The following is a 24,377-nucleotide window of genomic DNA, read 5'->3' as shown; positions in this document are numbered from 1 at the left end:
AACTGTGAGGGTACTGAACAGTTATGAATAAACGCGGTGAAGGAGTTCAAACAGTATGAATAAAAAATACCAGGTTCTGCGGTGCGGGCGTCTTTATGACGGCGTGACGCAGGAATGGAAGAGCGGCCAGAGTATTCTGGTAGAAGATCATCTCATTGCGGAAGTTGACAGTGAAGTTTCCGTGCCGGAAGGTGCGGATATCATTGATCTCAGTGACTGTCAGGTGACTCCGGGAATGATTGATGCCCACATGCATATGGATTATTTTGACTGGCATACGGTGCGGGAGGAAGTATACACCCAGAGTGAGGAAGCCAAAACCCTGGCAATCGCGCGCTGCGCGGAAAAGGCACTGTGCAGAGGATTTACCACGGTGCGCCACGTGGGCGGCATTACCAGCAATGGATACGGAGTTCTGGATGTAAAACGGGCCATTGAGCAGGGATATTTTCCGGGAAGCCGCATTGTGGCAGCACCGATGTTTCTCTGTTCTGCTGGAAGCCACGGAGATCTCAGCCAGGGCTTTGCCAGAAATCCGCTGTTATCCCAGAAGCTTCAGCAGGAACGCCTGACTCTGGGTGCCGGAAAGGACTATTTTGTCAATGCCGTGCGGGAACAGGTAAAATACGGCTCAGATTTTTTGAAGATCATGGCCACAGGCGGTTTCTTCACGCCTTATGATACGCCGATCCAGCAGCAGCTCAACGATGAGGAATTAAAGGCCATCATGGATACAGCCCATGCCCTTGGAAAAACCGTGACGGCTCATGTATACACGAATGAGCTGATGCAGAAGCTGATTGCCTTCGGCATCGACGGCATGGAGCACGGAAGCCTGATGAACCGGGAAACCGCGCAGCTCATCGAAGAAAAGGGCCTGTACCTGGTCCCGACCTTCTGTCCATACGAGGAAGCGGTTCATTATGATCCGGAAGAAATCAAGAAAAAACAGCCGGAATTCCGCCGGAAGCTGGAACTGTATAAGGATGCGCTTCAGGCAGGACGGGAAGTAATCTGCAGCAGTAAGATCAAACTGGGCTATGGAACCGATTTTGTGGCAAATCACCAGAATTATGAAAGCGGTTATGAATACGAAGCCTGGTTAAACAGCGGAATGGATCCGTTTGCCGCATTAAAGGCCGCGACATCCGTCAATGCGGATATATTACAGTTATCCGATAAAATCGGAACCATAGAGCCGGGAAAATATGCCGATATTTCTGCATGGAAACGGGATCTCATGCACGACACGAGAGCATTGCTGGACTGCGCATTTGTAATGAAAGAGGGAAAGGTATACGACACGGAAAGCTGTCTGGAATAGCATATAGCATACGCAAAAAGGAGTATAATAAAAAGGAACACGCCGCCAGCCGCATGGACTGAACAGCAGTGTTCCTTTGCTATTTCTAACTATTCGCGAAAGAATAGTTTAACGAATAGTTGGAAAGCTACTTACCGATTGTTCCCATATAATTGATTCCATCTGCATGTAATAGATCGCTGCCAACCCATTCCTTATTTTCTGAATCATAGATGAAATCTGTCACCTGATACTTTGCTGTCCGGATGTCTCTAAGTACAACATGCAGGTTATCCTGTTCATCTGTCCATACATCAGCTTCCGGGATACCAAGCTGAACTGTATCATCAAATAAAATGTAGGAATCATTCTGACAAACAATCTGGATCAAAACATGGCCTTGGTCATCTAACATCAGTTCACCTTGTTCCAGCATATCTTTCGGAACAAGGGTCGAAACAACGAATTCTTTTTCATCGTACGTAAATGAACATGAGGAATAGATTTCCATTCCCTCGGTATTTCCTTTTGATAAACCAATTTTATACTGAAGCTTGAACGAGTCTGTTATTCCTGTTTTATCTGCTGCAGACTCTTCTGATTTATCTGCTGCCGTATCTTCCACTGACTCTTCCAGGGATGCTTTTGTCGACACAATTCGGTTCGCCTCTGTTTTATCAGATTTCTGGCAACTGCTGATCAGAAGTGATGTACTCACCGCAAGCAGAATGATCAACGTGCGATTTTTCTTCATAGAATACACCTCCAATATCAACTTGATTTTAATTGTAATACCTTTTCAAATTCATTATATATTCTGCCTATTCATACCTCAATGTCCAAAAGCAAAGCTTAATCACCGCGTAATAAATTTGTAAGATGGTTCAAAATCCAACACTATATAATCACATAAATGAAAAACGGAGTGTATAACCCATGTCATGAGTCATACACTCCGTTTTCCGAAACATCAGAGCATCATACTATACTTCCTGCTCTTCTGCTTTATCCTCGGTGATTGTCACTGTGTCTTTGTTGTCTTCCGTATCCGGATTCTGGGCTTCTTCTGAGGAAGAGTCATCATCCACTAACGTGTCTTTCTTGACTTCCTCTGCATCTTCCTCAGCATCGTTCTCAACTGTCAGCTGATTTGATTTACTATCATTGGTAATCTTCGATTCTGCAGCATCTGTCTGTTTCTTTTCAACTTCCGCGTCGTTGCCTTCAACAGAATCCACTCTGTCCTGGTCTGTGACTTTTTCATCGCTGTCATCAGAAATGATCGTATCTTCTTCAAGAATCCGATCATCTTCTTCTGCTTCTTCCTCATCAGAGACCAACATGATTGCTGCCTCTGAATCTTCTTCAGCAATGAGTGCTCCATCACTATCAAGAATGAAGATCAGATTTTCATAACCATCTGCTGAAATTACGATTTCGTTCTGACTCTCAGTAAGGGAATTCTTACCAATGCGAATCTCGCGATCATTTGGTTTAAGAAGATATTTATTCTGATCCAGATCCCAGGAATAAGAAACTGCGGTAAGTTCCGTGCCATTTATGGTGATTGATTTCATAGCAGCGAACCAGTCATCTAATTCTTCACCGCTTAATGTTACTGTATAACAGTCATACAAATTTTCTTTTGCAGTGGCACTGACTTCCGGCGCTGCCTTTTCCTCACCATCTTCGTTACCGATATCACCGTTCGAACCGTCGGAAATCTTTCCATTCTGATCCAGCGTGATCGTCACAGTCAGAGCTTCATAACCCTCTGCCTCAATAACGACTTCGTTTTTCTCAGAATTCTTAAAAGCAGAATTGCTTAATGAGATCTGTTTCAGGATCCAGCTTGTGCGATATTCATTACTGTTTAAATCATAATCAACTTTTGTGTACCCAGTTCCATTAACCATAACAGAAGTGATCTTGTTAAACCACTCTGCATCATCAAACACAAGTCCGAATCCATCGGTGATACCCTTGATTTCAACAGGTTTTGCAAGCGTTTCCTTATTTTCTGTATCCGGATCCGACGTTTCGTCTACCAGTTTTCCTGTTTTGTCAATACAGAAGGTCAAGTCCTCGTATCCTGCTGCTGAAATTACAATTTTATTATTATCTTCCGTGATTTTCTGATTTCCGAGCATAACAAAACCATCCGTCTCCGAAATCGTATACTTGGCAGACCCATAAACATAGCTTCCTTTTTCGTATGGCTTACCATTGACGCTTACATCACTGATATTTTTGATCCAGTCACAGAAGTCTGTACCAAACCGGAAGGTATATGCCCCCATATTCCAGCTGTCTTCCCCATCTACTGCTGCCGGCGGCTCCTTCGCTTCACCAGGATCCGTCTGGTCCGCTTTTGAAATTTCAAAGGTGATCGTCTGGTTTTCATAATATGCAGCTTCGATCGTTACTTCGTATTCACCTTCCGTATCAAACAGATCTTTTCCAAGGATCAGCTGATTTTTCTGTTCCTCACTGATGCTGTAACCAACTTTTTCCCAGATGCTCTCCTGCCCATCCGGAAGAATGTTTTTCACGGTTCCGTCTGGTTTTTTCAATGATACCTTTGTGATATACTTCCAGATATCTCCGCTTTCGTCTGCATCATTTGTAAGGATCACTGCATCGCCAACTTTCAGATTCTCCTCTACCGACAGATGAACATCCTTTTTATCCTTTACAACCGGTACCGAAACTGTATTGTCCTGATAGCCATCCAGCTTGATCACAAGCGTATTACTGTCCTTTTCAAGACGGAACACATCTGCATCCAGCCGCAATAAACGACCACTTTCTGTTAATGCATATTTCGTGTTGGAAAGCTCCTGATAATCTCCATTAACATAAAGCTTCGCCTCCTCCGCTACAGTCTGAAGATAAGCAAGATCCTCACAGGAAAGATAAACATCCGTTCCTTCTTTGATCTCCGTGATCATATTTCCGGTCTCATCCGTCAAATGAATCACAGGAGCCTCTTTTCCAAGGTAATTGCCATTCATCTGTGTCTCACCAAGCAGGTTATCTTCCAGTACATATTTCACTGCATAAGGACGATTTGGAGTTGTCTCTGCATTTCCTGCTGCTAAATAATCCGCAAAGCTTAAATAAGTTCCGGCATTCTTTGCCTGCTCTACTGCATCCCGGTATGCTTTAAAGCTGTAAAAGGTTTTTCTGTCCTCGCCAATAACCGCATCGTAACCAGACATATCGGATAACCAGCGATCTGCAATTGCATCAGCAGCTTCATTTTCAACCTTGAGCTCGCTTAAAATCAGCGCGTTTGCGAGAAGATCCGCATCAAAAATCAGGTCAGCGGTCATCGTAGTGCTTCCACCGTCTGATCCGTCAGAACTTCCGCTGCTGCTTCCGCCGCTGACCGTTGCACTGGAGATGGCATCCACTGCGGCAAGTGTATAGGATGCATGTGCTTCTTCACGGACCGCAGTTGCTGCGTCAGATACCGTAAAGGTGTAAGACATATCCTTAAATCCGGTAGCATGAACTGTGATGGTATATTTACCCGGAACCGGAATGTTATTTCTGCCGTTTGTGGCGGATTCGTCGTTATAAAGAACAAAGCTGTCACCGATCAGATACCAGTCACGAATCTTTTCCAGATCCTCTGTGGTTCCGTCCGGGCGTTTCAGCTCTACACGATTCACCGGCATCGTTGCTCCGTACGTCATATTCTGAACTGTAAAATGAAGATTTTTCCCGCTGACGATCGCACCGGCTTCACTTAAGATCATGGAAGGTGCCGTGCCGTTTACAACCTCGATCGGAATCAGCGTATCCGTATTTCCTGATTTTACACGAAGATAATACAAGCCATTTGAATAAAAGTTCGTCTGTCCAAGCGGCACGGTGATCTGTCCAACCGTTTTTCCGTGATGATCCGCAAGATTACTGCTCCATGTCAGATCCGCATTGATCGTATTTTTATTTCCGTTTCCGGAAACAAGATCCACATCAGAAATACTGTCAAACCACTGTTTATCTGCCTCGGATGTATAGTTAAACATCACGATGGCTTCACCACTGACATGATATACATTGTCTGCTGTCTCATCGTCCTTCAATTCTGCTTTCGGCGCATAATACCGGATCTCATCTTTTTTCTGTCCGAGCGAAAAAGTAGTTGTTGACGGCTTCACACGAACCTGACCATGATCATCATAATTGGTCAGATGATAATCCCATACATTAACAGATCCATGCGCAAGAAATGCAGAAGGTGCTGTATGCTTTCTCACTTGAATCGTGCCAGAATCATTCTGACTGCCTCCAAGAGACACTGTCTGTGCATGGCCTTCCTGATCCATCGCAGTAATGCTGCCAGGATTTAAAACCGTCAGCTCCCATTTTGCAATGGTACCGTCCGTATCCACAGGAGTCATTGCCTCGGTGACATCAACTCCATCGATCATGACTCTGCAGTTATTCAGAGAATATCCTTTTGCGAAAGCAACTGACACGTATTGGCTCCAGCCGAGATCTACGACTCTGGTCTGGCTTTCCAGAAGAAGGGAACTCTGCTGTTCATCCTGTCCATTTGAAGTACCAGGAGATGATGGATTGCTGTTCGTATTTCCGGAAGAAGAGCCTGAACCATTGCCGGATCCATTTGAACCGCTTCCGGATCCATTCGAACTACTACCGGATCCACTTGAGCTGCTGCCGGATCCACTGGAGCTGCTGCCGGATCCACCGCCTGAAGAACCGCCACTGCTTGTCTGCGTACTGCCAGAGACTCTGTTTTGTCCGCTCATCCCTGTATATCCCTGTCCAGGGCGTTCCTGAATCTTGCCGTTTTCATCCAGCCATGCTCCATCCTGATTTACCTGATAGCCGTCAGGCGTCGTTCCGTCCGTAAACATTTTTCCAGGGCATTCACCGGATTCCGACTCAAAATAATAACATCTGCCATCAATCCACTGCCATCCGGATACCATAGCACCCTCGGTTACATCTGCATTTGTACTGTAGAAATACCAGTCACCTGCCTCATCTTTGATCCATCCGGTATGCATTCTTCCCTCAAGGCCATCGGATTGCTGGTCAAAATAGTATTGTTTTCCATCGATAACAACTTTTCCTGTTTTCATAACTCCGGTATCCGGATCTAAATAATACCAGCCGGATGCCGTATGAATCCACCCCTTTGCAAAGCTTCCATCTGCTGCCTGGTATTTCCAGTTCTGCCCCTCACGGACCCAGCTTCCATGATCCGGTGCCGCCCCGGCTGTGATCGTCGCGCCGTAACCAGTCATTGTCTGGGCTGCAGTCATAATAGCCAGACATACAGCAAACGCCTGTTTTTGAATCTTGCGATTTCTCATTTCTCTTCCCCTTCCATTACGCAATTTCATCTCTAAAATTAGCAAACGCTAACTTCAATAACGGATTTAGTATAGAGAGTAGAACTTCGATTGTCAATTTCATATTCGTTAGATGAGAAACATTGCTCAATAAAGATAAGTGTGACGCAGAAGCTTTTTTGTGGTAAGATAGTCTTACGTTTTAGAGAAAGGATCCTCGTATAAAAAAGATGAAACTTCAAAAACTACTCAGCCTGCTGCGTCAGGCCATTGACCAATATCATATGATTGAAGCAGAAGATCACATAGCGATAGGAATCTCCGGCGGCAAAGACAGCCTTACCTTGCTGTATGGTCTCGCCAGTCTTCAGAAATTCTATCCGATTCCCTTTACATTATCTGCCATTACCGTAGATCTCGGACTGGAACCTATGAACCTGGGACCAATTCAGGCGCTTTGCAGCAGCTTTCATATTCCTTACGAGGTTGTGACCACCGAGATTGGAAAAATCCTCTTCGACATCCGCAAAGAAACAAATCCATGCTCTCTCTGCGCAAAGATGAGAAAAGGCGCGCTAAACCAGAAAGCCATGGAACTCGGATGCAATAAAATCGCTTATGCCCACCATAAGGACGACATCATCGAAACTGCAATGATGTCTCTTCTCTATGAGGGACGTTTCTATGCATTTCCACCGGTTACCCATTTAGACCGCACAGACCTTACCGTCATTCGGCCGCTGATGCTGGTTTCTGAGGCCGATGTAAAAGGCTTCCGGAACAAGTATCAGCTTCCGGTCTGCAAAAATCCCTGTCCGATGGACGGTCACACAAATCGCGAAGCAATCAAAAATCTGATCCGTTCCATCAATGCGGAGGCACCTGGTGTGCGGGAACGACTGTTTCATGCAGTATCCTACGGGAACCTGCCCGGATGGGAAAACCCTGATAAATATAAATAACAAATTCGGAAAGAGACACAATTATGGCAAATATACCTTATTATCAGCAGAAAGACATCGAAAATATCAAAAAGCTCAGGGAAATGATGAAAGAGCTTCCTCCATTTTGCACCGAGTTTTTCCGTGGGATTGAACCGCGCACCTCTACAAGGACCCGGATTGCCTATGCCTATGACTTATCTGTTTTCTTTGACTTTCTGAAAAAAGAAAATCCTGTCTTTTCCAAAATGGAACGAATGGATTTTCAGCTGGAACAGCTGGATGAAATCTCGGTGACAGATCTTGAAGAATATATGGAATACCTGAAATACCGATTCAACGAACAGAATCATGAGATTATGAATCAGGAACGAGGTATCATGCGTAAAATATCTTCTCTGAAAAGCTTTTATAATTATTTTTTTCGAACAGAAAAGCTTGCAACAAACCCGGCAGCTCTCGTCCGGCTCCCAAAGCTGCATGATAAAGAAATCATCCGCCTCGATGTAGATGAAGTAGCCCTTCTTCTGGATGCCGTAGAGCAGGGAGAAGGCCTGACTGAAAAACAAAAAACCTTTCATAAACGTACACGGCTTCGTGATCTGGCACTCCTGACGCTGCTTCTCGGAACCGGAATCCGCGTTTCCGAATGTGTCGGTCTCGATATCAACGATGTAGACTTTAAAAACGGGGGCATACATATTCATCGAAAAGGCGGAAAAGAAGTAACGGTGTATTTCGGGTCAGAAGTAGAAAATGCACTTCAGGACTATCTTGATGAACGCTTTGGAATCATTCCGGAAGAAGGAAGTGAGCAGGCACTCTTCCTTTCCATGCAGCGCAAACGCATGAATGTCCGCTCGGTAGAAAACCTGGTTAAAAAATACGCTCATATCGTCACACCGCTCAAAAAGATCACCCCGCACAAACTGCGCAGTACCTATGGCACCAATCTGTACCGGGAAACAGGCGATATCTATCTTGTAGCAGATGTTCTCGGACATTCCGATGTAAACACCACCAAAAAACACTACGCCGCACTGGAAGATGAACGGAGAAGAAGTGCCAGAAATGTAGTGAAATTGCGGGAACCATAGAATTAAAAAGTAAATAAATTTTTCACTTTTAAGAACGAAAGGAAGAAGCATTATGAATGGAACGTTATACGGTGTTGGTGTTGGTCCTGGAGATCCTCGCCTTATGACCTATCTTGCAGTCGACACAATTAAATGCTGTCCGGTCCTTGCGGTACCGGCAGATGGCAAAGGAAAGGCAGTCGCTTACCGGATTGCAAGCGGCATTGTAAAGAATCTCGACCAGAAAGAATGTCTGGACCTTGCTACACCCATGACAAAGGATCGGGCTGTTCTGGACGCTGCATACCAGACCGCAGCGGACCGAATCATAGAAAAGCTGGAACAGGGACTGGATGTAGCCTGTCTTACTCTTGGAGATCCGACCATTTACAGCACTTATATTTACATTCACCGTCTGGTAAAAGCCCGCGGATATGATGCAAAGATCATCAATGGAATTCCGTCATTCTGTGCTGTCAGCGCCAGACTTGAAGATAGTCTTGCAGACCGTTCTGAGCAGATCCATATCATCCCATCTACCTATGGAGTCGAAGATGCACTGAACCTTTCGGGAACAAAAGTGCTGATGAAAGCTGCTTCCAAAATGCCGCTTGTAAAAGAAGCTCTAAAACGCAGCAATACAACCTGCTCCATGATTGAAAACTGCGGCATGCCGGACGAGCATATCTATCACTGTATTGACGAAATACCGGATCAGGCAAGCTATTATTCTATTATTGTTGTAAAAGAGGAACCGCATGATTAAATTACAAGATCTAACAAAACAATATGATAAGTTCCTTGCGGTGGATCATCTGAACCTTACGATCGAAACCGGAGAGTTTTTTGGACTTCTGGGGCCAAATGGTGCAGGAAAAACAACAACGATCAGCATGATGTCTACACTTCTGCTTCCTACCAAAGGCTCCATTCAGATCGACGGAGAACCTCTGACCAGGCAAAATGACCGGTTAAAAAGAAAGCTCAGCGTTGTTACACAGGAGTACTCGATGCGTCAGGACATGACTATGGATGAGATCATGGAATATCAGGGACGTCTTTACTATATGCCATTAAAAAAAATACGGGAACGTTCAGAACAATTATTGAACTTTTGTGAACTGCTGGATTACCGGAAAAGAACCGTCCGGAAGCTGTCTGGCGGAATGAAAAGAAAACTGATGGTCTGCCGTGCACTGTTAACAGAACCGGAAATATTATTGTTGGATGAGCCAACAGCCGGAATGGATGCTCTGGCCCGCAGACAGATGTGGAACCTTTTAAAAAAACTGAACCAACAGAACCTGACGATTCTTCTTACTACACATTATATGGAAGAGGCGGAATCACTCTGCGACCGTGTCGGCTTTATGTGCCGCGGTGTGCTACGAGAAACGGATACGCCCAGGCACATGATTGAAGTGCTTGGGCGCTATGCGGTAGATGAAACAAAACCGGACGGTGTCAGATGTCATTATTTTTCAGAGAAGGAGGAAGCAATCCGTTATCTGTCCGACTCGCCATATGAGACATCACTGCGCAATACAACGCTGGAAGATGTCTTTCTTGAGCACATCGGAAAAGAAATGGAGCGCAGATGACCATGGGAATTCTTACTGTATTATGGGAAAAATGGGTGGAATTCCGCCACAATTTTTTTAAGATCACATCCGCAGCCATGATTGCTCCACTCCTGTATATTCTGGTATTTGGCTTTGGTGTCCAGACCGTATCACACGGCCAACCCTATCTGAACTTTCTGATCCCAGGTGTAGTGGCTCTTACTACCATGAACGGAAGCTTCAATGCTATTGCCCAGACACTGAATGTACAGCGCCTGTATGAAAAGGCATTTGACCAGGTCATGATCTCGCCGACTCCTCTCTGGCAGTTTATTGCGGGTCAGATCATCGGTGGAAGTCTGCGTGGTGTCTATGCGGGAAGTGTAATCATACTTCTGGTCCTTCCTCTGCGGACCGGCCTCTGCTTTAACGGCTGGTCATTTCTGTTTATGTTTCTGAACGGAGCGGTGTTCTCCACCATTGGTGTTGTAGTTTCCTTTTACGCAAAAAACCATGCAGATGTGCCGCGGTTTTCAAACTATGTTATCATGCCGATGGCGTATCTGTGCAACACCTTTTTCTCCGCCCAGAATATGCCTGACGGGATCCGGCAGCTGATCAGCTGGCTGCCTCTGTCACAGACCAGCGCTGCCCTGCGTCAGATTGCCAATCAGGAAGCATTCTCCCTCACAGGAATCTGGATTCTGGTATTATATCTGGCCTGCTTTTCTGCTGCCGCATCCTGGTTTCTATACAAAAAGAAAAACCTGTGATCAAAGCTCCTTCACTGCAGCAAGCAGCTCTTCGGCTGCTTTTTTCGGATCATCTGCCTTCATGATAGCAGATACCACTGCAATACCGTCCGCTCCGCTCCCCTTTAAAATATCCATATTTTTCCGGTTCAGTCCTCCGATGGCAACCGCCGGGATCGGAACGGCCTTGCAGATGGCCGCTAGTGTAGAAACCTCTGTAAGCACTGTGGTCACCTTGGTTGTGGTCGGATAAATTGCTCCGACTCCAAGGTAATCTGCGCCATCCTGGTAAGCCTTCTGCGCAGCTTCAACGGTTTTCGCGGTTGCTCCCACAATTTTATCCGGTCCGAGAAGACGGCGAACCTCTGCTACCGGAAGGTCTGATGCACCAACATGAACACCGGCAGCACCGCAGGCCATGGCAACATCCACACGGTCATCGATGATCAGCGGAATATGATAACGGTCTGTAATCGCACGAAGCTTGCAGGCTTTTTCCAGATAATCCCGCCCGCCGGTATTCTTCTCGCGAAGCTGCACCATAGTAACACCACCCTTGCACGCTTCCTCTACGGTATAAAGAAGAGATTCTTCGGTATGGTAAGTACTGTCAGTTACAAGATATAAGCTTAAATCCAGGTTGTTTTTCATCTTAAGTTCCTCTTTTCTATGAATGGCATCTGTGTTACCCGATACGGCGTATCTGTGCTTGATTCTGGAGCTGACTGTCAGTCATGCAAAAAACCTCATCCAGAAGAGCTGCCTGAAAGCTTCCGGGACCTTTGGAGCCGGATGCGGCATGTTCTCCTGAAATTCCCATGGTAATGGCTGCCAGCAATGCAGCAGGTGTACCGGTGAAAGCCAGTGCTACGCTTGCGGGAAGGTATGCCGCAGTCAGTGCTCCAACCATACAGCCGGTTCCCGTAATGCCGGATAATGCAGTATGTCCGTTGGCGATCAGAAATGCCTGATTCCGGTCTGCGATCAGATCCAGTTTTCCGGTAGCCATGACCGTACACCCCAAATGCTCTGCAAGCTTTTTGGCGGTAGTGCAGTAGCTTGCCTCATTCGCCTGTGATATCGCATCCTGGGAACCGGCATCGATTCCGGTTCCGTGAAAAGGGAGATCTGCCGCAGCCAGGATTTCAGAAATATTCCCCTTAATCACGGCAAACCTTCCATCTGTCAGCAGTTTTCTGGCAAACTCGCGCCGCAGACTGCTGCAGGTGACACCGACAAGATCCAGCAGCACCGGGATTTTTCGTCGGTTTGCTTCTTTCAATGCGCGCTGAATTGACTCAATGCGGGCATCCGTGATATTGCCAAGATTTAGCATCAGTGCAGAGGCAACTGCTGTAATTTCAGCAACTTCTGCCGGATGCTCCGCCATGATCGGGCGGGCACCGGCAGCCAGAATGATATTGGCGCAGTCGTGAATTGAGATCGGATTTGTGATGCAGTGGATCAGAGGCGCTGCTTCTTTAGTATACTTTCGAATTTCCGCTATATTCAGCTCCTGCGGTATTGTGTTCGCTTTTTCTTGTATTTCTGTCATAAACTTTTGCTCCCAGACTTTCCTGAAATTTCGCAAGCATTCCTGTCTGGCTTAACGCCTTCAGAAAGATGTATGCGGCAATTCCGCCCATGATCGTAGCGGAAATAAACATCGGCGTATAATAAAATGCGTTCAGTCCTTCTCTTCCCATCAAAAAGGCCATGACCGGATAAGATACCAGGGAACCGATGATGCCGGTTCCAAAGATCTCACCAAGTACGGCGCAGATGATTTTTCCTTTGGATGCCCGGTAAAATACACCGGAAATAAAGGCTCCAAACACGGCACCGGTCAGCGCTAACGGCGGGATTCCCATAAACATCATGCGGATGACGCCGATCATGCATGCACACAGCAGAGAATACCATGGTCCCATAAATACAGAACAGGTAATGTTGATCAGATGTGCGGTAGGACACATTCCCTCAATTCGTAAAATGGGGGAGATTACGACACCAATTGCTACCATCATTGCCAGAAACACCATGCGAAACGTTTTCATTCTTTGTTTTTCCATTCTTCATTCCTCCTGTTTTTCCGGATTCCTGCCGCCAAAACTTCGAAATGAATTTCCAGAAAAAAAGCGACAGTTATCCCTTTTTCGGTCGAAGTTCCATTACTTCCTCTCACTCCGAAAACACGGATTCCCATCGCTATGTAAACTCCTTCTGCCCGGCCGCAGGGCGCTCCCCCTCCGGTCTTCTTTGCCAGCACGGAACAGATGTACAGACACTTTCCGCTGTGCAGTTGGATTTTGTGTTCTTTTTATTCATATGAAAAGGAATGTGCCTTGGCGCATCCTCGCGGAGCGTTTTTGTATGATAGGACGTAATTTCCTATCATACAAAAAAAGTACACCCTCCGGCCAATGCCAGAAGATGCACCTATATTCTTGTTGCTTCCCTCCGTTGGCATGACCCAAATCAGGTACGGTCGAAGATTTATCTTCCTCTCAGCCTGTCACACAGACTCCCGCGCTTTTATTGTCCTTATATCGAAGGTAAGCATAGCACAGACCTTATTTTTTGTCAACAACTGACTTTTAGACAGTAGCAGCACTGCTTGCGCAGCTTTGGGATTCCTGTGAATGTAAGCAGCATTATGACTACTTTCCATCTCTCACTGCTTTCATTCCGAGCTGCCAGAATGCAACGGCGCTGGCAGCTGCCACATTCAGGGAATCCACTCCATGAGACATAGGAATACGGATGGTGTAATCGCAATCGGCAATGGTTTTTTGGGCAAGCCCGTCTCCCTCTGTTCCAAGCACAATGGCCAGTTTTTCTTCCGCAAGAACAGATGGATCATCAATACAGACTGACTTGTCCGTCAGAGCCATTGCAGCAGTTTTAAAACCAAATTTCTGTAATTCCGACATAGCAGGCTGCGGCCATGCGTGTTCACGGTCAAAGATGGTCCATGGAATCTGGAATACAGTGCCCATACTGACACGAACAGCTCTGCGGTATAAAGGATCACTGCAGCCGGAAGTGAGAAGCACGGCATCCATATTCAGAGCCGCAGCAGAACGGAATATGGCTCCGATGTTTGTGGGATTGACAACATTCTCCAGAATGGTAATACGGCTTGCTCCTGCACAAATCTCTGCCACAGAAGGAAGCGGCCTGCGGCGCATGGCACAGAGCAGACCACGCGTCAGAGCAAAGCCCGTCAGCTGCGTGAGCACCTCCCCCGGTGCCGTATAAACAGGAATACCGTGACAGCGGCTGATCAATTCTGCGGAAGCGCCATGTAATTCACTTTCTTCTACCAGAATGGAGATCGGCTCATAACCGGCATCCAGAGCCCGGCCGGCTACAATAGGGCTTTCGGCTATAAAGATGCCTGGTCCCGGTTCAAAATAATGAAGCAGCTGATTTTCTGAAAATCTGGAATACAACTCCAGTTCCGGCAGTTGCAGATTGGTTACATGTATAATATTTGCATGCGGCATTGATTCTTCCTCGCTCAGTATAGAATAAATAAAATAATAAAACAAATCTAATTATAACCAATACCGCTGCGATATGCAATCTGCAAATTATTCCGCGAAATATACGACCGTCAGATATTCTCCTGAGTGAAGCTGTTCCGATTTCAATCCGTTCATGCGCTTCAGCTCATCTATGTACTCCTGACGGGAATAACCACTCCCTTGGCGGTATTTGTCTGCCAGGTTCCAGAGACTGTCTCCCTGACGGATCTGAACACTGGTATAATAGCGGTTCCATTCCGGACGTGCCTTCTCCTCTGCTCTTGCGTTCAGCAGTGTGTGGCCGAAAAAGCCGGAGCAAAATGCAAGGATCATAAGCAGAATGACAGTAAGATTACGAAGATGGCGTCTGATAGTTCTTCTGGTTCTCATAAGGATTCCCCCTGTTCGGATAATTCGAACGTACGTTTGTTATGTTTCTATTATAGGATCCGAACATTTGTTTGTCAATATGTTTTTGCAGAAAAACCGAACAAAGGTTTGCTTTTTACAGAAAGCTGTGTTACTATATTTGTAGAAAAACATACACCACAGAATAGAATACATCCGCATGGAGGAAACAATATGGGTCAGGGTAAGATTACCGCAAAACAGCAGGAAATTTTAACATATATCAAAGAATGCATCTTAAAGAAGGGCTATCCGCCGGCAGTCCGCGAAATCTGCGAGGCTGTTCATTTAAAATCCACATCATCCGTCCACTCTCATCTGGAATCTCTGGAAGCCAACGGCTACATCCGCCGGGATCCCACCAAGCCGCGTGCTATTGAGATCCTGGACGATGAATTTGCGCTGAACCGCCGCGAGATGGTCCAGGTACCCATCATCGGCACCGTGGCCGCAGGAGAACCAATCCTCGCTCAGGAACATATTGAGGACTACTTCCCGATTCCTGCAGAGATCCTGCCGAACACTGACACCTTTATGCTGAAGGTAAAAGGCGAAAGCATGATCAATGCCGGTATCTTCAACGGTGACCGGGTCATCGTTGAACAGACAAACACCGCAGAAAACGGAGAGATCGTCGTTGCGCTGGTGGACGACTCTGCCACGGTTAAGCGTTTTTACAAGGAAAACGGTCATTACCGCCTTCAGCCGGAGAATGACACCATGGAGCCGATTATCGTAGATCACGTGCAGATTCTCGGCAAGGTCATCGGACTGTTCCGCATGATGGACTGAATGGTCCGGGTCTGAAACGTGCGCCGCCGGGCGCACTCACAGAATGAGGGCTTCCCATCACCCGATGGGAAGCCCTCATTCTGCATATGATAGGAAATTCACCAAATGTTCACCATTTTGAAAAAAACTTAATAAAAAATCAATGGTATTTTGAATGGCTTTGTAGTAAACTCATCATTGTCGATTTCTTATTTCCAGTCGGCAAAGAAAAATCAGAGGAGTGATATATTATGAAAAAGGCATTACTTATTACTGCTATCGCAGCAGTTTCCATCAGTGCAGCAGCCTGCTCCAGCAAAAAAGCAGCAGAGACCACTGCAGCTCCGGCAGAAACAACCACCACAGCTGCTGAGACTTCCAGCGAAGCTGAGACTGAGGAGGACTACACCAGCGGCGTGATCACCGCAATTGACGGTGATATCCTTACCGTAAAAGATGATTACGATGACCAGGAAAGAAAGTATGATATCTCCAAAGCAGAGGTTACCAAAGATTTTCCTCTCTCCGAAGGTGACTGGGTAGACCTTACCGTCCCGGCAAACAATGCAGAGGATCCGATTCCGGCTATAGCCATGGAAGTTACTGCTTCCATGTTGGAGCAGAGCATGGATCCGGTTGCTGACGGCACCGTCAAGGATGTTGCTTCCGATTCCATGACCCTGGAGGTTGACGGAGAAGACTACAAGGTTCTGACCGGCAACGCATATGTTGTTGGCAAGGACGGTATCCAGGCCGGCGCAGCCGCAGAGGTAACCTATCTCGGTGATCTGGATGATGAGCCGTTAGCCATCAAGATCGTTATGGATGACGCAAAGGATACTGACGAAGCCCAGATCGACGCATTTGTCGGCAAGGTTGCACAGCTTGGTGAAGACGGTGATCACATCGTTCTGGAAGCACAGACCGGTGACTTCTTCACATTCGTATCCGACAGCATCGATCTCAGCCAGTACGCTGAGGGTGATACCCTTCAGATCCAGTATGACGGTTCTATCAACGACAAAGAGATCAAGGCTGTAAAAATCACCAAAAAGTAATTTTCTATCATGAAAGCGTGCGCCTCTGGGCGCACAACGCAAAAAAGGCCGCCACTCTGTGACGGTCTTTTTTGCGCGAGAATGTACCATTCAGATATCATATCCGATCATGCGGATATAATCCTTGATCAGCTCAACGACCTGATCCAGTTCCAGCTTACTTGCATTGATCGGCAGATCATAGTTTGTGACATCTTCCCATTCTTTTCCGGTAAAATACTTATGATAAGATTTACGCTGTTTGGTGATCCTGTTTAATTTGTTAAGTGCTTCCTTGGTATCGGTGATGCCATCGGTTTCCTGGGTTCTGCGTACACAGGTGGAAAGGTCTGCATACACAAAGATCTTGACCAGATCCGTCTTTCCGGAGGTCTCCAGAATATAATCTGCACAGCGGCCCACGATGACGCAGGACTCTGCGGAAGCAAGTTCACGGATAACCTCAGCCTGGAAACGAAACAGGTTATCCGGAGAGGTGACATCTCCTTCTTTTTTCGGTTCCTCAAAAATGCCGACAGGGAAACGGAGATTGCCTACGATCTTACGCAGCAGGTTATTTCCTGCCTTTTCATCAGCAAGACGGAAATACTTCTCTCCTACCGCACTTTTCTCTGCGGTCATACTTAAGATTTCATCATCATAAAAAGAAATACCCAGCTCCTCCGCCAGCTTTTTTCCGACGATACGTCCGCCGCTTCCGTACTGACGCTCAATGGTAATGACCAGTTTGCTTTTATCCATAAGAAATCCTCCTTTGGGAAATCAAAATCCAACTGTATTTATTATCTTTAGTATAGCACAAAACCGGCAGAGTGCCAAATCATTTACACACTGCCGGTCATTCTGTACCAGTCTTTTATTTTGCAAGCATCATACGGTCATTTGCAAACTCCTCGCCGCTGGCCTCCTCAAATTTATGCAGCAGGTCATCCACGGTAAGATTCTTCTTTTCCTCCCCAGCCACATCATAAATAACATTTCCTTCATGCATCATGATCAGGCGGTTGCCCATGTGGATGGCATCACGCATATTGTGCGTGATCATCAGAGTGGTAAGCTTCTGCTCTTCCACCATTTCTGCCGTCAGATCCAGCACCTTCTTTGCGGTTTTCGGATCCAGCGCCGCGGTATGCTCATCTAAAAGCAAAAGCTTTGGACGCTGCAAGGTGGACATAAGAAGCGTCAGTGCCTGACGCTGTCCGCCGGAAAGAAGTCCCACCTTAGAGGTGAGACGGTCCTCCAGACCAAGGCCAAGCCGTTTTAACATATCAACATAAAGCTTGCGCTCTTCATTTTTGATTCCCGGCTTTAAGCTTCGCATTCTTCCGCGCCGCAAAGCCAGAGCAAGATTTTCCTCGATGCCCATGGTTGCCGCAGTTCCATTCATCGGATCCTGAAAAACACGGCCGAGAAATGCGGCACGCTTATATTCCGGAAGTCTTGTGACATCCTTTCCGTCTATGACAATGGCACCGCTGTCAACCGGCCAGACACCGGCTATCGCGTTCAGCAATGTGGATTTTCCTGCACCGTTGCCTCCGATCACCGTTACGAAATCCCCGTCATTTAACGTAAGATTCACACCGCGCAGCGCCTTCTTTTCATTGACGGTTCCCTTGTTGAAGGTTTTTGTGATATTTTTTATCTCCAGCATACGTTCCTACCCTCTCTTTCCCATATTTGAAAAATAGCGGCTCTTCCAGGTAGGGATAGCCAGGAACACGGCAACAACTCCTGCGGATAACAGTTTTAACAGATCTGTGTCGATGCCGAGCCAGATCACGACCTGCAAAACCAGGTAATAGATGATCGAGCCCAGAGCAACCGCAAGCAGCTTGAAGCCAAAATTGCGGAACACTTTTCCAAAGATCGCTTCACCGATGATAACTGCAGCCAGGCCGATGACAATAGCACCGCGGCCCATATTGATATCTGCAAAGCCCTGATACTGGCAGAGCATAGCACCGGAAAGTGCTACCAGACCATTGGAGATCATAAGTCCCAGCACACGGTTAAAATCAGTGTTGATGCCCTGTGCGCGGGCCATCTTATCGTTGCAGCCGGTAGCGCGTAAGGAGCAGCCAAGTTCCGTACCAAAAAACCAGTATAAGACAACGATCAGAAGAATGATCGCAATCGCCACGATCAGGATCGTGTTTTTATAAAACGGAACCTTCCGGATAAAGCGCAGGGAAACCAGCAGGTCATACTTGTCGACATTGATTGCCTGGTTTGCCTTCCCCATGGTCTTTAAATTGATGGAATACAGACCAAGCTGGGTCAGGATTCCGGCCAGGATCGCCGGGATTCCCATAAAGGTATGAAGGATTCCAGTTGCAAGGCCGGCTGCCATGCCGGCTGCCGTTGCGCCTGCCATGGCTACCCATACATTCTGCCCGGACAGCATCAGCATAATACATACCGCACCGCCGGTTCCGAGGGATCCGTCTACGGTCAGATCTGCGATATCCAGGATACGGAAGGTCAGATACACTCCGATCGCCATAATGCCCCAGATCAGGCCCTGTGCCACTGCGCCAGGCAGGGCATTTATCAAACTCATCATATGTCAGTTACTCCTCGATCGCAATATAATCATCCGGAACGGTAATGCCAAGAGCCTCACAGATGGTCTTGTTATATTTCTTGGTAAACTGCGGAGCATACTCGATCGGCATCTCAGAAATGTCAGCTTCGCCGGTCAGGACCTTCACAGCCATCTTGCCGGTTGCCACACCCAGGTCGTAGTAGCTGATGGACAGAGTAGCCGCGCCGCATCCGCTGCAGATTCCTTCCTCACCTGCAATGATCGGCACCCCTGCCGGCTGACAGATGTTGTTGATGATCTCAGTGTTTGCTGCAGCAGTATTATCAGTCGGGATGTAAATCACATCACAGCCGTTTGCTGCGTTCGTGGCAATGGTTGCCAGGTCATTGGAATCAGAGAATGCGTAATATTCACATGTATAGCCAAGCTTCTCCAGCTCTGCCTTTACGGTATCTACCTGATACTGGGAGTTTGCCTCTGCGGAACAGTATAACAGACCTACGTTCTTTGCATTCGGGAACAGCTCTTTTAACATGGCTGCCTGCTCATTCAGCGGCGCAAGATCTGCGGTTCCGGAAATATTTCCGCCGACAGTTCCGTTAAAATCATCAATGCCAAGTGCCACACCATACTCAGTAACTGCGGTTCCGAGAACCGGAATGGTATCGGTACCTGCCTGTGCTGCCTGAAGGGCCGGCGTTGCGTTCGCAAGGATCAGGTCAACATCCTCTGCGACAAAATTGTTGATGATGGTAGAACAGGTATTGGAATCACCCTGGGCATTCTGCTCATCAAAGGTCACCTTGTCACCGAATTCCTCTGTCAGCGCATCTTTGAAGCCTTCTGTCGCTGCGTCCAGCGCCACATGCTGTACCAGCTGGCAGATACCCACTTTATAGGAAGCTCCGTCAGCTGAAGCCTCTTCTTTTGTCTCATCTGCTTTTTCTGCAGCAGTATCTGCAGCAGCCTGTGTGGTTTCTGCAGCTTTACCGGAGCCGCATGCGGTCATGGATGCGGTCATCAGTCCGGCCAGGATCAGTGCGAGTGCTTTCTTTGTCTTTTTCATAATACATCTCTCCCTTTATCTCATATTCTGGCTTCAATGCGAAACGATTGAACTTTTTCCATCATACTACACTTTGAGCACTACGTCAATTTAAAGCTTTAATTTCATGTGGATTCAACGCATTAAAGTGATAGGGACATCTTTATATAGGTCATAACTTATTAAGTATTTGCACTTTATATAGTATTCACCTATAATTATATACGTAACAACTAAGTAGTGTTCTGAAATCCAATACAGCTTCTGTTTCAAAACCGATGGCGTTCAAATCCGATTTCTGCCAAATGATCGTGAAAAGCTTCTGCCATGCGAATGAAATAAGAAGCTTTATTGGCATATATAAATTTATTTATGCACAGGGGGATTTTTATGGAAGAAGTTAGCCTGCAGGAAATGCTTGCTGCCCGCGAACAACGCTCTGCTCTGCAGACCAGACTGCTGCAGCAATACAAAAAAAGTCTGATCAGTTTCACCTTGAACATCCCGGGTCCGGTAAAAGTCCCGGATGGTGTTCCCCAGGCATTTGCCACCGGCTGCCAGCGGATCGAGGCATTGCTGAAGGACCGCCTGGTTCTGGTCCAGCATATGGAAACGATCAAAGAAAAAACCGGATATGAGGCGTTCTACTGCATAGACGCGAATCCGGAATTCATCAAGACACTGATGGTCACTCTGGAAGACCAGGACCGCCTTGGCCGCCTGTTCGATATTGATGTCATCCGGCCTGACGGCAGCAAGGTTTCCAGGGAAGAGCTTGGCCGCCCGTCAAGGACCTGCCTGCTGTGTAAAGAACCTGCCCATGCCTGCAGCCGCAGCCGCCGTCACAGCGTGGCAGAGCTCACGGCCGAGATCGGCCATATTTTAAAAGATCTGTATTGATATCTGCATTGGGGAGGAATTCGGGGATTATGATCTCTTCTGTTTTTTCAGAAACATGTGCCTACGCACTGATGGCGGAAGTAGGCGCCACACCAAAGCCGGGCCTGGTAGACCGCTGGGACAGCGGTGCCCACGCCGATATGAACTATGCAACCTTTGAGGCCAGCACAGCTGCTATTGTCCCATATCTGACTCAGATGTTCGAGCAGGGTACAGCATGGGAATCCCATGATTACAATATGCTGTTCGAAGCCATCCGTCTTACCGGAATCGAGGCAGAAAAAGCTATGTTCGCTGCCACAGATGGCGTAAACACTCACAAGGGCATGATTTTTTCCATGGGCACCATTGCAGCAGCAGCCGGCCTCTTCTACCGGCGCCACGAACACTTTGACGCGGAAAAAATCCTGATGCTTGCCGGTTATCTCTGTTATGATGCCGTGCGAAAGGATTTTCAGAAAATCGACCGGAAGAATCCGAAGACCAACGGAGAGCTGCTCTATCTGCGCTACAGCAACAAGGGAATCCGCGGAGAAGCGCAGAAGGGCTTTCCTTCGGTCCGCACGATCTCTCTTCCGGCAATGCGGACTGCCTTCTCTGCAGGCCAGACCGAAAACGAAGCTTACCTGGACACACTTCTGACGCTCATGGCCAATGTCGATGACACCAATGTCTTAAGCCGGACCAACACCGTGACACAGGGATATGTCAAATCCGAGTCTGCCCTGATCCTGAAGATGGGCGGAGCCTCCACCCCGCAGGGAATGGAGGCTCTGAAAAAGCTGAATCAGAAATTTATCCACTTGAATGTCAGTCCCGGCGGCTGCGCCGATCTTCTGGCTGTCACCATACTGCTGTACCGTCTGGAAAACGGTTTATAACAATTCCTTATATACACGCAATACATTTTCAGAAAAGACTGCTTCGATCTCTCCGGTGGAAAAGCCTTCACGGCTCATCTCATCTGCCAGGAGCTGCATTCCGGAGCAGTCTTTCATTTCAACCGGACTTCCAAATCCATCAAAATCTGATCCAAGACCAATACAGCCGATTCCGCCGACCTGTTTCATGTGCTTCATATGTGCCACCATATCCCTGCAAAGAGAAAGAGCTGCTTTTCCGTCCACGCGGTCTTTCACAAAGGCATCAAAATAGTTGATTCCGGCTACACCGCCCCGATCAGCCAGGGCACGGATCATCTCATCCGTCAGATTGCGCGGATGCCCGGCCATTGCTCGCGCATTCGAATGACTGGCAACAAACGGCTTTCTCGTGTAGCGGAATACATCCCAGATGCCTGCATCGTTCAAATGCGAAATATCTATAATCATGCCAAGCCGTTCCATCTCCTGCACAAAGGCAATGCCGGTTTCCGTCAGTCCATGCACCGTATCCGGAATGGCCCGGGCCGGAGTCACACTCTCATCTTTTCCGTTTGGAAAACCAAGCTCATTTGGAAAGTTCCAGGTGATCGTCATCATTCTGGCCCCCATCCGGTAAAAATCCCGCAGGCAGGAAAGATCACCGCGGCAGACGCCTCCCTCTTCGAGGGTCAGCAGGGCTGACATCCTTCCGGCCTTTCGGTTCTCTTCAATCTCCTTCCAGTTCTTTACGATGCCGATCCGGTCGGAATATGGTTCCAGTTCCGTGTAAAACAGATCGATCAGTTTCATTGCCGTATAAAACGGATCCTTCTCACGTCCGAGATGCACAAACATGGCAAAATTCTGCAGAAGATAATCTCCCTTCTGCATTTTGTTCAGATCGATCTGGAGATGATTCTCCAGCATGGTGTCATGCTCCCACTGCTTTCTTATATGCAAAAGCTCCGAAATGGTATCACAATGCATATCCACAACCTTCATAATACATCCTCCCTGTTCAGATTCGAAAAAGGACGCGCCTGCAACGCGTCCTCAGTTTCAGGCAGCTTATAAGGTTTCTGCCCGTTCCTCGATATTCCGTTTGAAATTGATGACCTCATGCTGGTAATCTCTGTTCATGAAACAGGATGTGATCATGAAGTCCGCGGTGGCCTTATTGACCGCCATAGGAATGTCGTAGACCTGAGCGATACGCATCAGGGCCTTCACATCCGGATCGTGAGGCTGTGCCGTCAGCGGATCGGAAAAGAATACTACAAAGTCAATCACGCCTTCTACGATCTTGGCTCCGATCTGCTGGTCGCCACCGAGAGGGCCGCTGTTGTAGCCTTTTACGGTAAGACCGGTCTGGTCCGTGATCATGCGGGCCGTTGTGCCGGTGCCGTAAAGATTATGCTTCATAAGTTCGTCTTTATGCTCCCTGCACCATTCAATGAGCTTCGGTTTTTCGTTGTCATGAGCGATCAATGCAATGTTCTTTTTGCTGCCAATAGTAAATGTAATGTATTCCTGAGACATATAACAGATCCTCCTTACTTTTCTTTATAGAATGTATAGAATAGTTACAACGTATCACACATTTTAAAAACACTCAAGTGAAATCTTCGTAAAATCTGTCTGATGTTATTCAGACTCTGTCACCGGCTCTGCCATTTCCGGAGCCGGATTCTGCAAAGACTCAATGAGCGCCCAGATTTCATCTCTTCCCTGCTTGGTCTCGGCGGAAAACGGGATCAGAATATCCTCCTTCGCAAGACCAAGTCCTTCACGGACCATCTTCACATGCTTCTGGATCTGGCTGCGTTTCAATTTGTCCAGCTTCGTGGCAATGATAACCGGCTTGTAGCCATTGGATACGATCCAGTCATACATCAGCTTATCGTTCGCTGACGGATCATGGCGTATATCAATGAGCAGGAAGATGCATTTGAGCATCTTTGATTTTTTCAGATAACGCTCGATCATCTTGCCCCATTTTGCTTTTACCTCAACTGATACTTTTGCATATCCGTAACCCGGAAGATCAACAAAATACAGATCATCATTGACATTGTAAAAATTGATCGTCTGGGTCTTTCCGGGCTGTGAGGAAGTCCTCGCCAGCGCACGGCGGTTCAGCAGGCCATTGATCAGGGAAGATTTTCCAACATTGGACTTCCCGGCAAAGGCAAATTCCGGCAGAAGATTTTCCGGCAATGTACTGGTAATGCCGCAGACCGTCTCCAATTCCGCTTTTCTAATAATCATCGTTCTTCCTCACTTTTCC

The 24,377-nt window shown here is 47.2% G+C and carries 24 protein-coding genes and 1 riboswitch; of the genes, 10 read left to right on the top strand and 14 right to left on the bottom strand.

Annotated elements, in window-relative coordinates:
• Window positions 1-55 precede the first annotated feature (55 nt).
• Complete coding sequence (locus DW819_RS00905) at window positions 56-1,324, top strand: amidohydrolase family protein (RefSeq protein ID WP_118731654.1); 1,269 nt, start codon at window positions 56-58, stop codon at window positions 1,322-1,324.
• Window positions 1,325-1,451: 127 nt separating this feature from the next.
• Here the strand turns inward: DW819_RS00905 and DW819_RS00900 are convergent, their stop codons facing one another.
• Together DW819_RS00900 and DW819_RS00895 are read right to left on the bottom strand one after the other, a co-directional pair.
• Window positions 1,452-2,057, bottom strand: coding sequence for a hypothetical protein (locus DW819_RS00900; RefSeq protein ID WP_118731653.1), 606 nt, complete (start codon window positions 2,055-2,057; stop codon window positions 1,452-1,454).
• A 229-nt stretch (window positions 2,058-2,286) separates the two neighbouring features.
• A complete protein-coding gene (locus DW819_RS00895) occupies window positions 2,287-6,657 on the bottom strand; it encodes a hemoblobin-interacting domain-containing protein (protein ID WP_118731652.1) in 4,371 nt (1,456 codons plus the stop codon).
• Between the two features lie 209 nt (window positions 6,658-6,866).
• Here DW819_RS00895 and DW819_RS00890 point away from each other — a divergent pair, with 209 nt between their 5' ends.
• From DW819_RS00890 to DW819_RS00870, 5 genes are read left to right on the top strand one after another with little or no spacing between them, the layout of a single operon-like run.
• Window positions 6,867-7,598 carry a tRNA 2-thiocytidine biosynthesis TtcA family protein gene (locus tag DW819_RS00890; protein WP_118731651.1) on the top strand — a complete coding sequence of 244 codons (732 nt, stop codon included), beginning with the start codon at window positions 6,867-6,869 and terminating at the stop codon, window positions 7,596-7,598.
• A 23-nt stretch (window positions 7,599-7,621) separates the two neighbouring features.
• Entirely contained in the window at window positions 7,622-8,674 is a 1,053-nt protein-coding gene (locus tag DW819_RS00885) for a tyrosine-type recombinase/integrase (RefSeq protein ID WP_118731650.1), read from the top strand.
• Between the two features lie 52 nt (window positions 8,675-8,726).
• Complete coding sequence (gene cobI, locus DW819_RS00880; RefSeq protein ID WP_118731649.1) at window positions 8,727-9,419, top strand: precorrin-2 C(20)-methyltransferase; 693 nt, start codon at window positions 8,727-8,729, stop codon at window positions 9,417-9,419.
• The gene (locus DW819_RS00875) at window positions 9,412-10,254 is read left to right on the top strand and encodes an ABC transporter ATP-binding protein (RefSeq protein WP_118731648.1); all 843 of its coding nucleotides are present in this window, start codon (window positions 9,412-9,414) and stop codon (window positions 10,252-10,254) included. Before cobI ends, DW819_RS00875 begins: the two co-directional genes overlap by 8 nt.
• A gap of 2 nt (window positions 10,255-10,256) precedes the next feature.
• The gene (locus DW819_RS00870) at window positions 10,257-10,988 is read left to right on the top strand and encodes an ABC transporter permease (protein ID WP_118731716.1); all 732 of its coding nucleotides are present in this window, start codon (window positions 10,257-10,259) and stop codon (window positions 10,986-10,988) included.
• Here DW819_RS00870 and thiE read toward each other — a convergent pair whose 3' ends face one another.
• The 5 genes from thiE to DW819_RS00845 form a co-directional block, all read right to left on the bottom strand.
• A complete protein-coding gene (gene thiE / locus DW819_RS00865) occupies window positions 10,989-11,618 on the bottom strand; it encodes a thiamine phosphate synthase (protein ID WP_118540610.1) in 630 nt (209 codons plus the stop codon).
• A gap of 34 nt (window positions 11,619-11,652) precedes the next feature.
• Entirely contained in the window at window positions 11,653-12,522 is an 870-nt protein-coding gene (thiM, locus tag DW819_RS00860) for a hydroxyethylthiazole kinase (protein ID WP_118731647.1), read from the bottom strand.
• A complete protein-coding gene (gene thiW, locus DW819_RS00855) occupies window positions 12,449-13,039 on the bottom strand; it encodes an energy coupling factor transporter S component ThiW (RefSeq protein ID WP_118731646.1) in 591 nt (196 codons plus the stop codon). Before thiW ends, thiM begins: the two co-directional genes overlap by 74 nt.
• 365 nt (window positions 13,040-13,404) lie before the next feature.
• Window positions 13,405-13,508: riboswitch (TPP riboswitch) on the bottom strand.
• A 119-nt stretch (window positions 13,509-13,627) separates the two neighbouring features.
• Window positions 13,628-14,476, bottom strand: a complete 849-nt coding sequence (locus tag DW819_RS00850) for an RNA methyltransferase (RefSeq protein ID WP_118731645.1) — start codon at window positions 14,474-14,476, stop codon at window positions 13,628-13,630.
• An 87-nt stretch (window positions 14,477-14,563) separates the two neighbouring features.
• The gene (locus DW819_RS00845; RefSeq protein WP_118731644.1) at window positions 14,564-14,887 is read right to left on the bottom strand and encodes a LysM peptidoglycan-binding domain-containing protein; all 324 of its coding nucleotides are present in this window, start codon (window positions 14,885-14,887) and stop codon (window positions 14,564-14,566) included.
• A 192-nt stretch (window positions 14,888-15,079) separates the two neighbouring features.
• Between DW819_RS00845 and lexA the strand changes: the two genes are divergently transcribed.
• Together lexA and DW819_RS00835 are read left to right on the top strand one after the other, a co-directional pair.
• Window positions 15,080-15,697, top strand: coding sequence for a transcriptional repressor LexA (lexA, locus tag DW819_RS00840; RefSeq protein WP_118731643.1), 618 nt, complete (start codon window positions 15,080-15,082; stop codon window positions 15,695-15,697).
• Between the two features lie 230 nt (window positions 15,698-15,927).
• Complete coding sequence (locus DW819_RS00835; protein WP_118731642.1) at window positions 15,928-16,734, top strand: hypothetical protein; 807 nt, start codon at window positions 15,928-15,930, stop codon at window positions 16,732-16,734.
• Between the two features lie 90 nt (window positions 16,735-16,824).
• Here the strand turns inward: DW819_RS00835 and DW819_RS00830 are convergent, their stop codons facing one another.
• From DW819_RS00830 to DW819_RS00815, 4 genes are all read right to left on the bottom strand, one after another.
• Complete coding sequence (locus tag DW819_RS00830; RefSeq protein ID WP_118731641.1) at window positions 16,825-17,475, bottom strand: cytidylate kinase-like family protein; 651 nt, start codon at window positions 17,473-17,475, stop codon at window positions 16,825-16,827.
• A 115-nt stretch (window positions 17,476-17,590) separates the two neighbouring features.
• Window positions 17,591-18,388 carry an ABC transporter ATP-binding protein gene (locus tag DW819_RS00825; RefSeq protein WP_118731640.1) on the bottom strand — a complete coding sequence of 266 codons (798 nt, stop codon included), beginning with the start codon at window positions 18,386-18,388 and terminating at the stop codon, window positions 17,591-17,593.
• A 6-nt stretch (window positions 18,389-18,394) separates the two neighbouring features.
• Window positions 18,395-19,300 carry an ABC transporter permease gene (locus DW819_RS00820; RefSeq protein ID WP_118731639.1) on the bottom strand — a complete coding sequence of 302 codons (906 nt, stop codon included), beginning with the start codon at window positions 19,298-19,300 and terminating at the stop codon, window positions 18,395-18,397.
• A gap of 7 nt (window positions 19,301-19,307) precedes the next feature.
• Window positions 19,308-20,348, bottom strand: a complete 1,041-nt coding sequence (locus DW819_RS00815; protein ID WP_118731638.1) for an ABC transporter substrate-binding protein — start codon at window positions 20,346-20,348, stop codon at window positions 19,308-19,310.
• A gap of 369 nt (window positions 20,349-20,717) precedes the next feature.
• Between DW819_RS00815 and citX the strand changes: the two genes are divergently transcribed.
• Together citX and citG are read left to right on the top strand one after the other, a co-directional pair.
• Window positions 20,718-21,227: a citrate lyase holo-[acyl-carrier protein] synthase gene (gene citX / locus DW819_RS00810; protein ID WP_243025464.1), complete on the top strand. Its 510-nt coding sequence runs from the start codon at window positions 20,718-20,720 to the stop codon at window positions 21,225-21,227.
• 29 nt (window positions 21,228-21,256) lie between these two features.
• Window positions 21,257-22,108 (top strand): triphosphoribosyl-dephospho-CoA synthase CitG, encoded by an 852-nt coding sequence (gene citG, locus DW819_RS00805; RefSeq protein WP_118731637.1) that lies wholly within the window; start codon window positions 21,257-21,259, stop codon window positions 22,106-22,108.
• On the opposite strand, the gene DW819_RS00800 is transcribed toward citG, so the two are convergent.
• The 3 genes from DW819_RS00800 to yihA all read right to left on the bottom strand — a co-directional run bounded on the left by DW819_RS00800 (window position 22,103) and on the right by yihA (window position 24,358).
• The gene (locus DW819_RS00800) at window positions 22,103-23,092 is read right to left on the bottom strand and encodes a dipeptidase (RefSeq protein WP_118731636.1); all 990 of its coding nucleotides are present in this window, start codon (window positions 23,090-23,092) and stop codon (window positions 22,103-22,105) included. The genes citG and DW819_RS00800 overlap by 6 nt on opposite strands.
• A gap of 66 nt (window positions 23,093-23,158) precedes the next feature.
• Window positions 23,159-23,629, bottom strand: a complete 471-nt coding sequence (locus DW819_RS00795; protein WP_177303576.1) for a methylglyoxal synthase — start codon at window positions 23,627-23,629, stop codon at window positions 23,159-23,161.
• A 105-nt stretch (window positions 23,630-23,734) separates the two neighbouring features.
• Window positions 23,735-24,358 carry a ribosome biogenesis GTP-binding protein YihA/YsxC gene (gene yihA / locus DW819_RS00790; protein WP_118731634.1) on the bottom strand — a complete coding sequence of 208 codons (624 nt, stop codon included), beginning with the start codon at window positions 24,356-24,358 and terminating at the stop codon, window positions 23,735-23,737.
• Between the last annotated feature and the right edge of the window lie 19 nt (window positions 24,359-24,377).

It is taken from the genome of Clostridium sp. AM33-3 (assembly GCF_003480315.1).
Lineage (GTDB): Bacteria > Bacillota > Clostridia > Lachnospirales > Lachnospiraceae > Brotaphodocola.
This window is presented reverse-complemented; position numbering and strand designations above follow the sequence as displayed.